Origin of the sequence: Streptomyces sp. NPDC050528 (genome assembly GCF_044457795.1) — a bacterium.
In the GTDB taxonomy this organism is placed as follows: domain Bacteria; phylum Actinomycetota; class Actinomycetes; order Streptomycetales; family Streptomycetaceae; genus Streptomyces.
Window position 1 is genome coordinate 62,859 of the sequence record NZ_JBITHH010000005.1, and the last position, 16,435, is coordinate 79,293.

The following is a 16,435-nucleotide window of genomic DNA, read 5'->3' on the forward strand; positions in this document are numbered from 1 at the left end:
GGAAGCAGCATCGCTGAGCTGGGTATCGCCGGCTCCAACTCCAACTAGCCGCACCCTCCTGCTGGTTGTAGGATTCTCCAATCAATGGAGATCTATGCAATGAAGATGGTGGATCGATGAGCTCGCAGGGCTCCGACGCATCGACCAGGCGGTGGCACGGTGTGCACAAGGCGCTCGCCGATCCGCTGCGCATCCGGCTCCTGGAAGCCCTGTGGGAGATGCCGCAGTCCGCGCGTGAGCTTGCCGATCGTGCGGACCTTCCGGCCGACCGGCTCTACTACCACCTGGGTCGGCTCGAACAGGCCGGGCTGATCGAGATCGCCGAATACCGTCCGCTGGCCCGCGGCAAGACCGAGCGGGTCTACGCCCCCGCGGTCACGGAACCCCCCGGCGATGCCGCGGGCCCGGAAGAGATGGCCGAGTTCCTCGGCTCGATGCTGGAGGCGACCCGGGCCGACATCAACGCCGCCTACCGCTCCAAGCAGGCCGGCGGCCGGCGGGAGGTCGATGTCCATCGCGGTGCGTTGCGGCTGACCGACGAGGCACTCGCCGAGCTGCGCGGTCACATCGAACGGCTCGCCACCCGGTTCGGAGACGGTGACGCCTCAGGGGTCTGGACACGGGTGGTCGTCGCGGTCGTCGACCTGCAGGACCGCCCGTCCCCGGACACCGCTGCACCTGAGCCCGAGCCTGCGCCTGAGAGGTCGTCATGAATGACAGCGAAGAGTCCCCCGCCGGCCCCGCCTTACGAGCTTCGGACGCCGAGCGCGACCGGGTAGAGGCGCAGCTGCAACACCACTACGCGGTGGGCCGCTTGACCCTGCCCGAGCTCGAAGAACGGGTGGCCGTGGCCTACGAAGCACGCACCCGCGATCAACTCGACGCCCTCGTACGGGATCTGCCGAGCGAGGTGGACGAACCCGCGTCCCCCACGCTTGTGATCGACTCCCGTCTGCTGATCATCCTGCTCTGCACTTCGCCACCTGCGGCACTCATCTACTGGCTCATCCGCCAACGGACGGCACGTCGAAGGAGGCCAGGGCTCTCGCCGACGACTACTGGCGCTGACGTTCCACGACGGTTGCCCTAGGGGCGCGTTAGGACCCGGGATCGGTGAACACGTGGTACGGCTCAGCAGGTGTCGCCGAACAGGTCTACCGCGTCGGTCACCTCTTGGGCACGGTCCAGCCAGGTGCCGAGTTCGTCCAGGTCCGTGGAGGCGAGGATGCGGTCGCGGACGCTGTCGGGGACGTCGATCCGACGCCGTTGGAGGGTACGCAGAATTGCGGCCGCCCATCCCTCGGCGCGCCCTTCCTCCCTGCCCTCTTCCCGGCCTTCACCCCGCACCTGCTCCGCCAGCGGGTGTCGCCAGAAGTACTGGATCGCCGTCATCAGGTCCCTCCACATCTGCTGGGCCTGGCGGTCTGCCAGGCATGAGTCGACGAACTGCACGAAGACCGCGGCACTGTCCGGGTCGATGGTCCGCAGGGCGGTGGCCAGGTTTTCCAGTATGGCGGCGGCCCTCGGCCCCTTGCCATGTGTCATCGCCGAAAGCACCGCAAGAGGTACGTCCTGTTCGGCCTCGCGTTCGTCCACGATCACCGGCACGTTGTCCGGGCCCAGGACGAAGGGGCGCACCGTCAGCGAGGGGCATCCGCGCACCCCGAGGTGGATCGGCTCCGCCGCCCAGCGGGCCGTGGCGTGGCTCTGGGTGATGACGATGAGTACGGGCTCGCAGTGGTACTTCTCGTGCAGGTAGCTGAGGTAGTACGGCCAACTGCCGCGTTTCCTCTTGTCGATATCGCCCTGCGATTCGACGACGAGGAGGTAGTCCCCTTCGTCGGTCTCTGCCCGGAGCAACGTGTCCACGCGTCTCTCGACCGGTTCGATCTCGGTGAGGTCGACGTTCATGGCGGCGAACTCACGGGGTTCGGGGAAGGGGATGCGTAACACGCTCTGCAGGGCGCGGGTGAGGAGCGCGGGGTCCTTCTGGAATATCCGGTGCAGCGCCTCGTGCGACGAACTGGGCACTACGCCACCTCCAGTTCGCACCACACGTACTTGCCGCGCTGGCCGTTCCTCGACAACGGCTGCCAGCCCCAGCAGTCGGCACATGCCCGCACCAACGCGAGCCCTCTCCCCGCCTCGGCGTCCAAGAGGTTCTCCAACTGGCCCGGCGGTTCCGGGGGTTCGGGGTCCGCGTCCCACGCTCCGACCCGCAACACCCCCGCCGACCACCGCACCCTGAGCATCACCGGCCCCTTGGTGTGCAGTACGGCGTTGGCCACCAGCTCCGTCGCGAGGAGTTCGGCGGTGTCCACGACCCGGATGAGGCCGTGCGCGGTGAGGACGAGGCGCAGGGTGCGGCGACAGACGGTGACGGCACGGCGGTCGTGCGGTACAGAGAGGGAGTACTCCCAGGGTTCGGGCTCGGCTTCGGTTGCGGTTTCGGTTTCGGGCATGGGTCAACTCCGGGGGGCGAGGGGGTTGTTGGGCGCGGGCGGTGGCATTGCCGCAGCCGTCATGGCAGGACGAAGCGGTGCGCTTCCGCAGCGTGTGCGTCGCATCACCGACAGTAGGGTGTAAATTCGTACCCTCGCAACCGCCTCGCGTAATCTGACCCCCGAACGAGGAGTCCCAGAGAGGCAGTTACTCGGATGACCATGCGGAACCAGCCCACCGCCCGACACGTGCGTCTGGGTTCGGAGTTGCGCAAACTGCGGGAGGCCGCAGGCAAGCCGGCCAAAGAGATCGCCGGGCTCCTTGGGGCAAGTTCGGCGCACATGAGCCAGATCGAAGCCGGTAGTTCGGCGATCAGCGAGGAGCGCCTACGCAGGCTGGCGGCTCACTGTGCTTGCACGGACGAGGAGTTGATCGAGGCTCTCGTGGCGATGGCGACCGAGCGCACCCGCGGGTGGTGGGACGAGTACAAGGGAGTCCTGCCCCAGGTGAACCTGGACGTGGCCGAGGCGGAGCACCATGCGAAGTTCCTGCGGGAGGTCGTCATCACGCACGTCCCCGGGCTGCTCCAGACGCCGGACTACGCGCGGGCGGTCTTCGGTTACATGCGCCCGGAGCTGCCGGAGAGCGAGCTGGCACCCCGAGTGGACCACCGGATGAAGCGGCGAGCCGTCATCGAGGGCGACAACCCGACACCGTACGAGACGATCATCCACGAGTTCGCTCTGCGCATCCGCGTGGCCGACCGCCAGGCCTCCATCGCTCAACTCCGCCGCATCCTGGCCGAGATCGAGCAGGGGCACGCCACCGTGCGCGTCATTCCGACCGACCAGGACGGCTTTGGCGGTGCCGACGCCTCTCTGATGTACATGGGCGGCCCACTACCCCGACTGGATACAGGGCTCCTCGACGCTCCCACCGGAACGATGTTCATCGATGCGCAGGCAGAGTTGAATCGACTCCAAACACTCTTCCGTAGGGTACAAGCGGCGTCGCTGGACCCCACGGCGTCACGAGACCTCATCCACCGTTTGGTGAAGGAGCTGTGAGGCCCACCATGACCCATGCCCTGCACTGGCAGAAGTCCACCTTCTCGGGTGGCGGCGAAGGCAACACCTGCGTCGAACTCGCCGCCACCCCCACCACCCTCCACCTCCGCGAGAGCGACACCCCTAACACTCAACTCAGCATCACCACCGCCCCGTTGGCCCACCTCATACGCGGCGTGAAGTCCGGGCACCCGTTCCACCCAACCGCCTGAACCGGGAGGACCCACATGCCCCAGCCCAGGCATTGGCAGAAGTCCTCCTTCTCTGAAGGCGGGGACGGCAACACTTGTGTCGAACTCGCTGCCACCTCACCCACCACCCTCCACCTCCGCGAAAGCGACACCCCCAACACCGAACTCACCACCACCCGCGCCCCGTTGACCCACCTCATACACGGCATCAAGTCAGGCCGATTCCCCACCTGACCACGCCCACGCCGGGGGGCTACCCCCACCCCGATCCTGGGGCACACCGCATCGCGCCCCACCGGACCCCGAAACTAGCGTTCAGCCATGACTTCGGCCCTGCGGAAGCACCTCGTCATGGCACTCGGTATCGCCACCCTGCTGGCCGCCGAGACGGGCATCGCCGTAGCCCAGCCCGCCGGCGCATCCCCCGCGGAGCAGCTGCGTCGGGACGCCAAAGCGATCCACGCCCTCGGGGTCAGCGGGGTGCAGGCTCGTACGGTCGCGCCTGACGGACGGGAGTCGGTCGCCATCAGCGGTACCGCCGACCTGGACAGCGGCCGCCCGGTCCGTCCCGACGGGTACTTCCGCATGGCCAGCACGTCCAAGACGCTGGTCGCCACCGTGGTGCTCCAACTGGAGGCCGAGGGCACGCTGTCGCTGGACGACACGGTCGACCACTGGCTGCCGGGCGTCGTGCGGAGCAACGGCAACGACGGCACCCGCATCACGCTTCGCCAACTGCTCCGGCACACCAGCGGAATTCACGACGACCTCCCCGGATACACCACACCGGAGGAGTACTTCCAGCAGCGCTACGACGTCTACAGCCCCGAGCAGTTGATCGCTCGCGCCATGGCCCACGCGCCGGACTTCCCGCCGGACGAGGGCTGGAGCTACTCGAACACCGGTTACGTCCTGCTCGACGCCGTCATCCAGAAGGCCACCGGCCGACCCGCCCACCAGGAGATCGACGACCGTATTCTCCGTCCGCTCGGCCTCAACCACACCCGGTGGGGCGGTACTTCACCCACCCTGCCCCAGCCGCACGCCAAGGCCTACCAGCTCTTCGGCCCCGGTTCCGTCGTGGACGTCACCGACCAGATACCGGTGGACCACGAGAACCTCTCGTACGTCACGACCACGCGCGACGAGAACACCTTCCTCCGCGCGCTGCTCGCCGGCCGCCTGCTGCCGCCGCGGCAACTCGCCGAGATGAAGCGAACCGTCCCCGTGAGCGCGGAGGTCCAACAGCTCTGGCCCGGCGGCCGATACGGGCTCGGCCTGGCCGAACGTCCCCTGAGCTGCGGCGGAACCTACTGGGGCCACGAGGGCGGAGACGGCGGCTACATCACCCTCAACGGCGTGACCGGCAACGGCAGTCGAAGCGTCGTGGTCTCCATGTCCGAAGCCCGCGGCGACACCCTGGACCACATCCTCGCCCAGGAGAACGCGGCCAGTGCCCTGATCGACCACGCGTTGTGCGCCGAGAGCCCCAACACCCCCTGATCAGAGCAGAGTTACCGGGTTGGTCAGAGCCGCCATTCCCCCACCGGGATGCCGCACCTCAACCCGGACGAACGCCGAGTCCATCGCGTCCACACGCCACTCCACCGCACCCACTCCCGTACCCGGCAACGAAGCAACGTGGACCTTCCCCCGCCCGGTGTGAAAACTGACCACCCCCGAAGGCACGCCACGCACACCCACCCGAGCCACCACCGGTCCGCCGCGACTCTCCAACTGCCCGCCGATCCCCACCCGTCGCTCCCCGCAGGACACCGTGAACGACAACTCCACGGCGGCAGACCCGGCGATCCAACTCCGCCCCGCACGAATCCCGGCCAGCACCGCATCCGTACCCAACTCCCCGGCCCGCACCACGGTGTGCGGAACGCCGATCTGGCCCGGCAGGTGAGTGTCACTGTTGCCCATCGCCGGCCGCCACCCGCCCCGCCGCCGGATGTCCGCATCGAGCCCCCGCCCCCACTCCGCCAACGCCGCCTCGTTGTCCGCCTGCCAGGGCAGGTCCGAACTCCACGGGCCGTTCCAGACCTCGACCACGTCGAACCCCTCGTACGGGTACAGGAACGTGCCCGAGTCGTACGGCGCGTGCGGATGGGCCGCCACGCACAGCCCGCCCCCGCGACGGACCTCGTCGAGATGCCGGTCGATCACCCCGTCCCGCACGCCGTACCGCCAGTCGACGACCTGCCCCGGTCGCACCCCCAGCGCAAGCCAGTGGCCGGTCCCGGTGGTGACCTCCTGGCCCGGAATCACCAGGAGGTCGGCACCGGCGTAACGGCTCCAAGTGCCGTGCGTATCCGCGTTGTTGTGTTCGGTCGCCGCCAGGAAATCCAGCCCGGCCGCGCGGGCCTCGGCGGCGAGACGGTCCGGTGTCAGTTCGCCGCCGTGCGAGCGCGTCGAGTGCACGTGGCAGTCGCCTCGGTACCAGCCGCTCGCCGAACCGGTCACCCGCGTCGGCGGGAACACGGCGTCCTCCAACTCCGGCATGCTTCTCCTCGCTTGTCGTTTCCATGGCAGGCCTGCCCGCAAGCGGTTCGTTCAAGACCCCGTGCGTGCCGCGACCGAGACTCTCCGTATGACCGATCAAACCTTCACCCCCGCGCTGGGCCGCTTCGCCCCCACCCGCTTCTACGATCCCGTCGTCGCCCTGATGCGTGAACGCCTCTGGCGCGGCCTGCTCGCCATGTACGTGGCGCCGCAGCCCGGCGACGTCATCGTCGACGTGGGCTGCGGCACCGGGTCGACGGCCCTGTTGCTGAACCGTGTCGAGCCGCGCGCCCGGGTCGTCGGCGTCGACCCCGATCCTGACGTGCTGAGTACCGCGCGGCGCAAGGCCGATGCCGTCGGGGTGGCGCCGGAATGGCGGGTCGGCATGGGCGACGCGCTGGAGGAGATGCTGGGTGCCGGCTCCGCGAGCGCCGTCGTCTCCAGCCTCGTACTCCATCAATGTCCGGTCGCGACGAAGCGCGCGATCCTCGCGTCGATGTACGCGGTACTGGCGCCCGGCGGCAAGTTGGTCATCGCCGACTACGGGCTGCAGCGGACCGGGCTGATGCGCCTCGCGTTCCGAATCGTGCAGCTGGCGGACGGCAAGGAGGACACCCAGCCGAACGCGGACGGTGTCCTGCCGAGGCTGATCACCGACGCCGGATTCCGCGATGTGCGCGAGGCCGAGACCGTGTCAACGATCAGCGGATCGATCTCGGTCTACGTCGCGCGGCGCGACTGACGTGCGCAGCACGGGCAGTACGGCCGACGGAGTCATCCCCAGCATCTCGCGCATCTGCCGGTTGAAGTGCGCCTGATCGGCGAAGCCGCCCGTGATCGCCGCGACGGCGAGCGGCCGGCCCTCGCGCAACGCCTCGACCGCGCGGACCAGCCGCTGCCAGATGCGCCAGCGCGGGAGTGGCATCCCCAACTGGCGCTGCGCCAGGGCCCGTAGCCGCTGCGGCGAGAGTCCGACCGTCGCGGCGAGGGCCGGCATTGGGACCCTCCGGTCCGCCAGGGCGCTCATCGCTTCCACCAGGCGTACGTCGAGTCCGCTCGACGGGCACGTCCCGGCGGGACGGACGTCGGCCTCGCTCAGGTCGTGCAGCTCGGGGGCGGCGGTGATGCCGTGGTCGCAACGGTCGCGCAGCCGGTCCGCGAACGCGCAGTGCGGTTCGACGAAGAACGTGCGCAGGTGCGGCGTCGCGAGCATGCGGTGCCGCACCATCGGCGGTACGACCAGGGCCACGGCGCGATGGTGGGTTCCGGAGCCGTCCACCATGGTCACCTCGCCCCGGACGGCGATGGCGACCTGGAACGCGCCGTGCCCGTGCGAGGCGTTGTCGGTCGAGGGGCCCGCGTAGAGCGCGTACCCCTCGCGGATCACGAACCGTGGCTCGGTCTCTCCCCTGGCCTCCACGCCGTCGATGGTGTCAGGCCGACACCACGACGGCGAGGGCACGGAGGGGAAACGGCCCACGGCGTTCGTCAGACCGCCCGCGTTCCGCTCCGCCACACCCCGCTCACCAACGGCACGCCCGGCCGGTACGCCAGGTGCACATGGCTCGGCGCGTCCAGCAGGACCAGGTCCGCCCGCGCCCCCACCGCGATCCGCCCCACGTCGTCCCGTCGCAGCGCCGCCGCCCCGCCCGCCGTGGCCGCCCACACCGCCTCGTCCGGGGTCATCCCCATGTCCCGTACCGCCAGCGCGATGCAGAAGGGAACGGAGGACGTGAAGGACGAACCCGGGTTGCAGTCCGTCGACAGCGCGACCGTGACGCCCGCGTCCAACAGGCGGCGCGCGTCCGGCCATTGGGCGCGCGTCGAGAACTCCGCGCCGGGGAGGAGCGTGGCGACCGTCGCGCCGCTCGCCAGCGCGTCCACGTCCGCGTCCGTGAGGTGCGTGCAGTGGTCGGCGCTCGCCGCGTCCAGTTCTACGGCGAGTTGGACCCCCGGGCCGTAGGAGAGCTGGTTGGCGTGGATGCGCGGGTGGAGGCCCTTCGCCTTGCCCGCCGTCAGGATGGCCCGGGCCTGGTCGCCGTCGAACGCGCCCTTCTCGCAGAACACGTCGATCCAACGGGCGTGCGGGGCGCAGGCGTCGAGCATCTCGCCGGTGACCAGGGACACGTACGCGGCCGGGTCGTCGGCGTAGTCGGGCGAGACGATGTGCGCGCCGAGGTACGTCACCTCGTCCGTGTGCGCGGCGGCGATACGGAGCGCGCGGGACTCGTCGGCGACCGTCAGGCCGTAGCCCGACTTCGTCTCGAAGGTGGTGGTGCCCTGGCGGAGGGCCTCGGTCAGGTAACGGGTGAGGTTCGCCTCCAGTTCCGCGTCGCTCGCCGCGCGCGTCGCCGCGACCGTCGTACGGATGCCGCCCGCGCTGTACGCCCGCCCGGACATCCGGGCGTTGAACTCCTGCGTGCGGTCGCCCGTGAAGACGAGGTGCGAGTGGGAGTCCACGAAACCGGGCAGGACCGCCCGCCCACCGGCGTCGACCCGATTGTCAGTGGCGGGTGCTTTGCTTGTTTCACCGGTCCACGCGATGCGGTCGCCGTCGATGACGACGGCCGCGTCCTGGATCAGACCGAGGGGAGATCTGTCACCGAGGGAGGGGTCGTTGGTGACCAGCGTGGCGATGTTGGTGATGACGGTGCTGCTGCTCATCGTGTCCTCGTGGGTGCGGGGATCGTGGGTGCGAGGGGCGGCGGTCGGCTCTACGCGCGCAGGGCTTCGACAGCCGCCGCGAGCGCCTGCGGTACGTCCGGTACGAGCGCGTGCGCCCCGTCGCGTACGACGTGCCGGCCGCCCACGATCGTGTGCCGTACGTCGGCTGCCGTCGCCGCGAATACGGCCGTCTCGGCGCCGAGCCTGGGCACCGGCCCCGCTGTTCTGACCGAGTCGAGGGCGATCGTCGTCAGATCGGCGAGGGCTCCTGCCTCGATGCTGCCCGCTTCGTCCCAGCCCAGCGCCGCGTGGCCGTCGGCCGAGGCCGCGCGGAGCAAGGCCGCCGCCGTCCAGTGACCCCTCGTGCGGGTGCGCAGGCGCTCGTTCAGCTCCATCGCCCGGGCCTCTTCGAGGAGGTCGATGACCGCGTGACTGTCCGAGCCGAGGGAGAGGGGGGAGCCTGCTCGTTGGAGGGCGACCGCGGGGCCGATGCCGTCGGCCAGGTCGCGTTCCGTGGTGGGGCACATGCAGGTGCCCGTCCCGGTCGAGCCCAGCAGCGCGATGTCCTCGTCCGTGAGGTGCGTGTTGTGGACGCCGGTGGTGCGGGGGCCCAACACGCCGTGGTCGGCGAGGAGTTGGGTCGGCGTGCAGTCGTGGGCCGTGCGGCAGGCGTCGTTCTCGGCGGTCTGCTCGGACAGGTGGACGTGGAGTGGGGCCCGGCGCTCCTCGGCCCACCTCGCGACCGTCGCCAACTCCCTTGCGGGGACCGCCCGTACGGAGTGGATGGCGGCACCGATCCTCGCGTGATCCCGTTCCTTGAGAAATGAACAGCGTTCCGCCCAGGCGTCCGCGCTTCCGTCGGAGAAGCGGAGCTGGTGGCGGTTGGGGGGCTGTCCGAAGCCGGAGGAAAAGTAGGCGGTGTCGAGGAGGGTGATGCGGATACCGGCTTCGGAGGCGGCGGCGATGAGGGCCTCGCCCATGGCGTTGGGGTCGGCGTACGGGGTGCCGTCGTGGGCGTGGTGCACGTAGTGGAACTCGCCGACCGCCGTGATCCCGGCCAGCGCCATCTCGGCGTACACCGCGCGGGCCAGTGCGTGGTAGGTGTCCGGGGTGAGCTGGTCGGCGAAGGAGTACATGAGCTCCCGCCAGGTCCAGAAGGTGCCGGAGCCGACCTGGACGGTTCCGCGCAGGGCGCGGTGGAAGGCGTGGCTGTGGGCGTTGGCGAGGCCGGGGAGGGTGAGGCCTCGGAGGGACTCGGCACCCGGGGGCGGGGTGTCAACTCCGGTGCGGACGGCGGCGATTCGGCCGTCCCTCACCTCCAGGACGACGCCCGGCTCGACGTTGGTGTCGAGCCAGGCGTGTTCCAGCCAGTACGTCCGCGTGTGGGGTGTGCCGGGGGATGTCACCTGCAGGCCAGCCCTTCCAGTACGTCGGCGAGTGCGGTCACCCCGGCCACGCAGTCGTCCTCGGCCGCGAACTCGGCCGGGGAGTGCGAGACGCCCGTGGGGTTGCGCACGAACAGCATGGCGGTCGGGATGCTCCCGGAGAGGATTCCGGCGTCGTGTCCGGCACCCGTGCCGAGGACGGGGACGGTGAGCTCCGTCTCCTTCCCCAGGACGCGGGCGAGTTCGTCGCGCAGGGTGTGGTCGAACTCGACGACGGGGGTGAAGGACTCCCGGACGATGTCGAGGTCGATGCCGTGCGCCTCGGCGTACTCGCGGGCCGCCTTCTCGATGCCGGTGACCACGGTGTCGAGGGTCTGCTGATCGGCGGCGCGGGAGTCGAGCCAGCCACGCACCAGGGAGGGGATGGCGTTGACGCCGTTCGGTTCCACGGCGATCTTCCCGAACGTGGCGACGGCGCCCGCGAGTTGGGCCTCGCGGCGGGCGGCGAGCACGGTCTCGGCGTACGACAGCATGGGGTCGCGGCGGTCCACCAGCCTCGTCGTACCGGCGTGGTTGGCCTCGCCCCGGAAGTCGAACCGCCAGCGTCCGTGCGGCCAGATCGCGCTGGCGATGCCGACCCGGTCGCCGGAGAGGTCCAGCGCACGGCCCTGTTCGACGTGGAGTTCGACGAACGCGCCGATACGGGCGAGCCGTTCGGGGTCGGGGCCGATGGCGTCGGCGTCGTAACCGGCGGCCGCCATCGCCTGCGGCAGCGTGACACCGTCGCCGTCGGTCAGCCGGTGCGCCTGCTCGACGGTGAGCTGCCCTGCGGTGAGCCGCGACCCGACACAGGCGAGCCCGAAGCGGGCGCCTTCCTCGTCACCGAAGTTCACGATGGCGAGCGGCCTGGTGAACTCCGCTCCCCTGCCCCGCAGTTCGTCGAGCGCGGCGAAGGACGACACGACACCCAGGGGACCGTCGAAGGCCCCACCGTCCGGCACCGAGTCGAGATGCGACCCGGTGACGACGGCGTCCCCGGCGGCGGGATCGCCCAGCCAGGCCCACTGGTTGCCGTTGCGGTCGAGTTCGTAGGTCAGGCCGCGTGACTTGGCCTGCTCCTCGAACCAGGCCCGGCACTCGGCATCGGCACCGGTCCAGGCGTAGCGACGGTAGCCGTGAGAGTCGGGGTGCCGGCCGATGGGGAGCAACTCGCGCCACATCTCGTGGAAGGAGGCACCGGCCAGGCCCTGGTGCCCGGCGCCGGCCGCTACCGCGCCGGGCTGTCCGGTGCCAGGGCCCACAGCCGCGCCAGGCCGTCCGACGCCAGGGCCCACAGCCGCGCCAAGCTGTTGGTCGCCGGCGGGCGCACCAGCAGCAGCCGCTACAGGCTGTGGGCAGGCGTTCCGCACGGCGGAACGGGTGGGCACAGCCGGACCCGCGCCCGGCGACGAAACCCCCGCCCCCACCGAAGAGTCGCCGCCCCGCTCATCTCCCGGAAGGGTCACGCGTCGCCACCCTCGCGCATGGGAACCCGCACGCCCCGCTCGTCCGCGACCCGCTCCGCGATGTCGTAGCCGGCGTCCACGTGCCGGATGACGCCCATGCCGGGGTCGTTGGTCAGGACGCGGCGGATCTTCTCGCCGGCGAGCTTCGTACCGTCGGCCACGGAGACCTGGCCCGCGTGGATGGAACGGCCCATGCCTACGCCACCGCCGTGGTGGATGGAGACCCAGGATGCGCCGGAGGCAACGTTGACCATCGCGTTCAGCAGCGGCCAGTCCGCGATCGCGTCGGAGCCGTCGAGCATGGCCTCGGTCTCGCGGTACGGGGAGGCGACGGAGCCGCAGTCGAGGTGGTCGCGGCCGATGGCCAGCGGGGCCGCCAGTTCGCCGGAGGCCACCATGTCGTTGAAGCGCTCGCCGGCCTTGTCGCGCTCGCCGTAGCCGAGCCAGCAGATGCGGGCCGGGAGGCCCTGGAAGTGGACCCGCTCCCCCGCGAGCTTGATCCAGCGGTGGAGGGACTCGTTCTCCGGAAAGAGGTCGAGGATCGCCTTGTCCGTCTTGTGGATGTCGGACGCCTCGCCGGACAGCGCGGCCCAGCGGAAGGGGCCCTTGCCCTCGGAGAAGAGGGGGCGGATGTAGGCGGGGACGAAGCCGGGGAAGGCGAACGCCCGGTCGTACCCGGCGAGTTGGGCCTCGCCGCGGATCGAGTTGCCGTAGTCGAAGACCTCGGCGCCGGCGTCCATGAAGCCGACCATCGCCTCGACGTGCGTGGCCATGGACTCACGGGCTCGGGTGGTGAAGCCCGCCGGGTCCTTCGCGGCCTCGTCGGCCATGTCCTCGAAGGCGATGCCCACCGGCAGGTAGGCGAGGGGGTCGTGGGCCGAGGTCTGGTCGGTCACGATGTCGATGGGGGCACCCTCGGCCAGCATCTGCGGGAGCAGCTCCGCCGCGTTGCCGAGGAGGCCGATGGAGAGCGGGCGGCGGGCGTCGCGGGCCTCGACGGCGAGCTGCAGGGCGTGCGCGAGCGAGTCGGCGCGAACGTCCAGGTAGCGGTGCTCGATGCGGCGTTCGATGGCACGCGGGTCGACGTCGATGCAGATCGCGACGCCGTCGTTCATCGTGACCGCGAGAGGCTGGGCGCCGCCCATGCCGCCGAGGCCGGCGGTGAGGGTGATGGTGCCGGCGAGGGTGCCGCCGAACTTCTTCGCGGCGACGGCGGCGAAGGTCTCGTAGGTGCCCTGGAGGATGCCCTGGGTGCCGATGTAGATCCACGAACCGGCGGTCATCTGGCCGTACATGGTGAGGCCGAGGGCCTCCAGGCGCCGGAACTCCTCCCAGTTGGCCCAGTCGCCGACCAGGTTGGAGTTGGCGATGAGGACGCGCGGCGCCCACTCGTGGGTCTGCATCACGCCGACCGGGCGGCCGGACTGGACGAGCATCGTCTCGTCCTGCTTCAGGGTGCGCAGCGTGCGGACCATGGCGTCGAAGGAGCGCCAGTCGCGGGCGGCCTTGCCGGTGCCGCCGTAGACGACGAGCTTGTCGGGGTGTTCGGCGACCTCGGGGTCCAGGTTGTTCTGCAGCATCCGCAGGGCGGCTTCCTGCTGCCATCCCAGGGCGCTCAGTTCCGTACCGCGGGGTGCTCGTACGGGGCGGGGTCCTGACATGGTCTGCCTCCTAGCGGACTGCTCTCAGCGGATTTCCTACTACAGCTATTCACATCCTGGCGTCGTGAATAGAACTAGTCAATACATGGAGGCGTCCTTGTGGGCAGGCTCTGAGTGTTTGGCTGGATCTACGAACCGATGGATGAGCCCGGCTGTACCGCCACGGGCGACGACACGACGGGGATGCGATGAGCGACGGAATCCAGGGTCACACGGACGGCACCGAACCCACCATGCGTCTCGGCACGGACCGCACCGCCCGCCGGGACGAAGCCGTACGGGCCGCCGTGGAACAGGGGCTGCTGGGCCCCGGCGCCCCCATCGCCGCCCTGCTGGACGTCACCGGCATCCGGGAGTCGGCGGCGGAGCTGCGGGCGGCGTTCGACGCGGTGACGGCGCCCGGGACGCCCGTACTGCACGCGTTCGCCGTGAAGGCGAGTCCGCTCGTGCCGGTGCTGCGGCTGCTGCACGAGGAGGGCATCGGCGCGGAGGTGGCGAGCCCGGGTGAGCTGGCTCTCGCGCGGGCGGCGGGCGTACGGCCGGAGCGGACGGTGCTGGACGCGCCCGCGAAGACGCCGGCGGAGTTGCGGGAGGCGCTGGCGCTGGGGATCGCCGTCAACGCCGACAACCCGCAGGAGCTGGAGCGGATCGACGCGCTCATGCGGTCGGCGACCAGCCGCTCCCCGCTCGGGATCCGGGTCAATCCGCAGATCGGCGCGGGCTCCATCGCCGCGCTCTCCACCGCCACGGCGACCTCGAAGTTCGGGGTGGCGCTGCGGGACGAGGGGGCGCGGGAGTGGGTGGTGCGGGCGTTCGCGGAGCGGCCGTGGCTGACCCGGCTGCACGCGCACACCGGGTCGCAGGGCATCCCGCTGGCGCTGCTCGCGCGGGGCGTCGCGGAGACGTACGAACTGGCCGAGGAGATCAACGCGCGGATCGGGCGGCCGCAGATCGACACGCTCGACATCGGCGGCGGGCTGTCGGTCAACTTCGGCTCGGACGCGACGGGTCCGACGTACGCGCAGTACGCGCGGCTGCTCAGGGAGGCGGTGCCGAGGCTGTTCGACGGGCGGTACGGGCTGGTCACCGAGTTCGGGCGGTCGATGCTGGCCAAGCAGGGGACGGTGGTGGCCCGGGTCGAGTACGCGAAGAGTGCCGGCGGGCGGCCGATCGCGATCACGCACGCGGGCGTCCAGGTGGCGACGCGGACGGTGTACGCGCCGCAGTCGTGGCCGCTGCGGATCGCCGCCTACGACGGGAAGGGGCGCCCCAAGTCGGGTCCCGAGGTGGTGCAGGACGTCGCCGGGCCCGCGTGCTTCGCGGGGGATCTGCTGGCCGAGGGGCAGGCACTGCCCCTGCTGGAACAGGGTGACTACGCGGCCGCGCTGGACACCGGGGCGTACTACTTCGCGGCGCACTACGCCTACAACTCCCTTGCCCGGCCCGGGATCTACGGCTTCGTGCAGGACGGTGCCGGGGGCGTGTCGTTCGCGACCGTGCGGGAGCCGCAGACGATGGCGGAGATCGTGGCCGAATCCGGCGGGGCGCACGCCGCCGCGCTCACCACCCTGCGGGCGCCCGGGCGCCGTTGACGCACGCCCGTGCGAGCAGGGTTCAACTGACCCATGCAACTGGTGTGAAAACGGGGTCAGTTGACCCACCTTAGTCACTCGGGGGCATGTTCCACCGGAAAATGCCAGATCCCTCACCCCTCGGCCACACGGTGCGTAGCTTCGTCGTCACTCAGCCGAACCGCAGGCGGGAGGGGAGCCACGGTGCCCGGAATCGACGAGTGCTTACTGGAGGCCATGCGACTGCCCGGTGCCCGGGGCGCCGCGCTGGTCGACTGGACGAGCGGGCTGGCCCTGGGCGTCGTCGGGGAGTCCCCCGGCGGCGACCAGGAGGCCAGTGCCGCCGAGGCCGCCGAGCTGGCGCGGCTGGCGGCGGAGCACCGGGCGTTCGCGTCCTTCGCGGAGGACGGTGAGGCGGCCGACGATCCTCCGCTGGAGGATCTGATCGTCAGCAACCGCGACAGCTATCACGTGCTGCGGTTCGTGCGGACGTCGTTCGACAGCAGTGTGTTCCTGCATCTGTGGCTGGCCCGCGCGGAGGGCAATCTCGCGCTGGCCCGCATCCGGCTCGGCGAGATGGCCGGACGGCTGGTGCTGGGATGACCGCGGTCAAGGCCACACCCACCACCCCGCCGCCCCGGCTGCCGACGCGCACCAAGTCCGATGCCGGCGAACGGGGTTGGGGCGGCGTCTCCCCGATGCTGACCCGGCTCGCCGCCGAGAAGGCCACCGGCGTCCTCGTCCGCGAGCGCGGCAGCCTCCACCTCGTCGACGGCCGGGTCGTGCACGCCGAGAGCCCGTCCGCCCCCGGCCTCGACCTGCTCCTCACCGCGCACGGCACCCTGCGCACCGAGGCCTGGGAGGCCGCCGCCAAGGCGACCGACGACCGGCACGCCACGACCCGACTCCTGCTGGACGGCGGCCTGTTGAGCCCCGGCGCGCTCGAACTGTGCCACCTCGGGGCGCTGTACGACGCGGCGTACTTCGTGCTCGCGCCGAGCAGCACCCCGGGCCGCTTCCGCTACGGCGTCACACATCCGCTCGGCACCGTGCGGCCGGTTCCGGTGGCCGCACTGGAGCGCGAGACGCTGCGCCGCCGCGATCTGCTGCACCGCGTCTGGCCGGACGCGGCGACGGACGGCGCGCCGCTGGTGCGGGCCGACCCCGTCGCACCCCCGCCGGTCACCGCCCGGCAGGCCGCGGTACTGGCCCGGGTGGACGGCGTCCGTACGGCGCCGGACATCGCGCGGGCGCTGGGCCGGCGGGCCTACCCCACGCTGCTGGACGTCCGGCGGCTGGTGTCGGCGGGGCTCGTGTCGCCCCGGCCGCCGACGCCCGCGGCCGCGACCCTGCCCGACGTCACCGATCCCGACATCACCTTGCTGAAGAGGCTCAGAGATGCGCTGGAGGCCCTTTGAGTGGCAGCGAGCACGCGCCGAGA

At 70.8% G+C, this 16,435-nt stretch carries 18 protein-coding genes; 10 read left to right on the forward strand and 8 right to left on the reverse strand.

Annotation, left to right across the window (positions count from 1 at the left end):
* The first annotated feature begins 116 nt into the window (after nucleotides 1-116).
* Nucleotides 117-713, forward strand: a complete 597-nt coding sequence (locus tag ACIBK4_RS18540) for an ArsR/SmtB family transcription factor (RefSeq protein WP_398995832.1) — start codon at nucleotides 117-119, stop codon at nucleotides 711-713.
* Nucleotides 710-1,090, forward strand: coding sequence for a DUF1707 domain-containing protein (locus ACIBK4_RS18545; protein ID WP_398995833.1), 381 nt, complete (start codon nucleotides 710-712; stop codon nucleotides 1,088-1,090). The genes ACIBK4_RS18540 and ACIBK4_RS18545 overlap by 4 nt, the downstream gene beginning before the upstream one ends.
* A gap of 41 nt (nucleotides 1,091-1,131) precedes the next feature.
* Here ACIBK4_RS18545 and ACIBK4_RS18550 read toward each other — a convergent pair whose 3' ends face one another.
* Together ACIBK4_RS18550 and ACIBK4_RS18555 are read right to left on the reverse strand one after the other, a co-directional pair.
* Nucleotides 1,132-2,031: a hypothetical protein gene (locus tag ACIBK4_RS18550; protein ID WP_398995834.1), complete on the reverse strand. Its 900-nt coding sequence runs from the start codon at nucleotides 2,029-2,031 to the stop codon at nucleotides 1,132-1,134.
* Complete coding sequence (locus tag ACIBK4_RS18555) at nucleotides 2,031-2,462, reverse strand: ATP-binding protein (RefSeq protein WP_398995835.1); 432 nt, start codon at nucleotides 2,460-2,462, stop codon at nucleotides 2,031-2,033. Before ACIBK4_RS18555 ends, ACIBK4_RS18550 begins: the two co-directional genes overlap by 1 nt.
* Nucleotides 2,463-2,657: 195 nt before the next feature.
* Between ACIBK4_RS18555 and ACIBK4_RS18560 the strand changes: the two genes are divergently transcribed.
* From ACIBK4_RS18560 to ACIBK4_RS18575, 4 genes are all read left to right on the forward strand, one after another.
* Nucleotides 2,658-3,509, forward strand: coding sequence for a helix-turn-helix domain-containing protein (locus tag ACIBK4_RS18560; protein ID WP_398995836.1), 852 nt, complete (start codon nucleotides 2,658-2,660; stop codon nucleotides 3,507-3,509).
* Nucleotides 3,510-3,517: 8 nt separating this feature from the next.
* On the forward strand, nucleotides 3,518-3,721 hold the full coding sequence (locus ACIBK4_RS18565) for a DUF397 domain-containing protein (RefSeq protein WP_398995837.1): 204 nt from the start codon (nucleotides 3,518-3,520) through the stop codon (nucleotides 3,719-3,721).
* Nucleotides 3,722-3,736: 15 nt separating this feature from the next.
* Nucleotides 3,737-3,934 (forward strand): DUF397 domain-containing protein, encoded by a 198-nt coding sequence (locus ACIBK4_RS18570; protein ID WP_398995838.1) that lies wholly within the window; start codon nucleotides 3,737-3,739, stop codon nucleotides 3,932-3,934.
* Between the two features lie 87 nt (nucleotides 3,935-4,021).
* A complete protein-coding gene (locus ACIBK4_RS18575; RefSeq protein WP_398995839.1) occupies nucleotides 4,022-5,203 on the forward strand; it encodes a serine hydrolase domain-containing protein in 1,182 nt (393 codons plus the stop codon).
* Here the strand turns inward: ACIBK4_RS18575 and ACIBK4_RS18580 are convergent, their stop codons facing one another.
* Complete coding sequence (locus ACIBK4_RS18580) at nucleotides 5,204-6,208, reverse strand: CehA/McbA family metallohydrolase (protein WP_398995840.1); 1,005 nt, start codon at nucleotides 6,206-6,208, stop codon at nucleotides 5,204-5,206.
* An 88-nt stretch (nucleotides 6,209-6,296) separates the two neighbouring features.
* Here ACIBK4_RS18580 and ACIBK4_RS18585 point away from each other — a divergent pair, with 88 nt between their 5' ends.
* Nucleotides 6,297-6,950 (forward strand): class I SAM-dependent methyltransferase, encoded by a 654-nt coding sequence (locus tag ACIBK4_RS18585; protein ID WP_398995841.1) that lies wholly within the window; start codon nucleotides 6,297-6,299, stop codon nucleotides 6,948-6,950.
* On the opposite strand, the gene ACIBK4_RS18590 is transcribed toward ACIBK4_RS18585, so the two are convergent.
* From ACIBK4_RS18590 to hutU, 5 genes are all read right to left on the reverse strand, one after another.
* Nucleotides 6,903-7,628, reverse strand: coding sequence for a helix-turn-helix domain-containing protein (locus ACIBK4_RS18590; protein ID WP_398995842.1), 726 nt, complete (start codon nucleotides 7,626-7,628; stop codon nucleotides 6,903-6,905). The two genes, ACIBK4_RS18585 and ACIBK4_RS18590, sit on opposite strands and share 48 nt — an antisense overlap.
* Before the next feature lie 68 nt (nucleotides 7,629-7,696).
* Entirely contained in the window at nucleotides 7,697-8,872 is a 1,176-nt protein-coding gene (gene hutI / locus ACIBK4_RS18595) for an imidazolonepropionase (RefSeq protein ID WP_398995843.1), read from the reverse strand.
* A 50-nt stretch (nucleotides 8,873-8,922) separates the two neighbouring features.
* Nucleotides 8,923-10,278, reverse strand: a complete 1,356-nt coding sequence (locus ACIBK4_RS18600) for a formimidoylglutamate deiminase (RefSeq protein ID WP_398995844.1) — start codon at nucleotides 10,276-10,278, stop codon at nucleotides 8,923-8,925.
* Nucleotides 10,275-11,762, reverse strand: coding sequence for an allantoate amidohydrolase (locus ACIBK4_RS18605; protein WP_398995845.1), 1,488 nt, complete (start codon nucleotides 11,760-11,762; stop codon nucleotides 10,275-10,277). Before ACIBK4_RS18605 ends, ACIBK4_RS18600 begins: the two co-directional genes overlap by 4 nt.
* A complete protein-coding gene (gene hutU, locus ACIBK4_RS18610) occupies nucleotides 11,759-13,423 on the reverse strand; it encodes a urocanate hydratase (RefSeq protein ID WP_398995846.1) in 1,665 nt (554 codons plus the stop codon). The genes ACIBK4_RS18605 and hutU overlap by 4 nt, the downstream gene beginning before the upstream one ends.
* Nucleotides 13,424-13,611: 188 nt before the next feature.
* Here hutU and ACIBK4_RS18615 point away from each other — a divergent pair, with 188 nt between their 5' ends.
* The 3 genes from ACIBK4_RS18615 to ACIBK4_RS18625 all read left to right on the forward strand — a co-directional run bounded on the left by ACIBK4_RS18615 (nucleotide 13,612) and on the right by ACIBK4_RS18625 (nucleotide 16,412).
* Nucleotides 13,612-15,015, forward strand: coding sequence for a diaminopimelate decarboxylase (locus tag ACIBK4_RS18615; protein WP_398995847.1), 1,404 nt, complete (start codon nucleotides 13,612-13,614; stop codon nucleotides 15,013-15,015).
* 183 nt (nucleotides 15,016-15,198) lie between these two features.
* Nucleotides 15,199-15,597: a hypothetical protein gene (locus tag ACIBK4_RS18620; protein ID WP_398995848.1), complete on the forward strand. Its 399-nt coding sequence runs from the start codon at nucleotides 15,199-15,201 to the stop codon at nucleotides 15,595-15,597.
* A complete protein-coding gene (locus ACIBK4_RS18625) occupies nucleotides 15,594-16,412 on the forward strand; it encodes a transcriptional regulator (protein ID WP_398995849.1) in 819 nt (272 codons plus the stop codon). Before ACIBK4_RS18620 ends, ACIBK4_RS18625 begins: the two co-directional genes overlap by 4 nt.
* The last annotated feature ends 23 nt before the right edge of the window (nucleotides 16,413-16,435 follow it).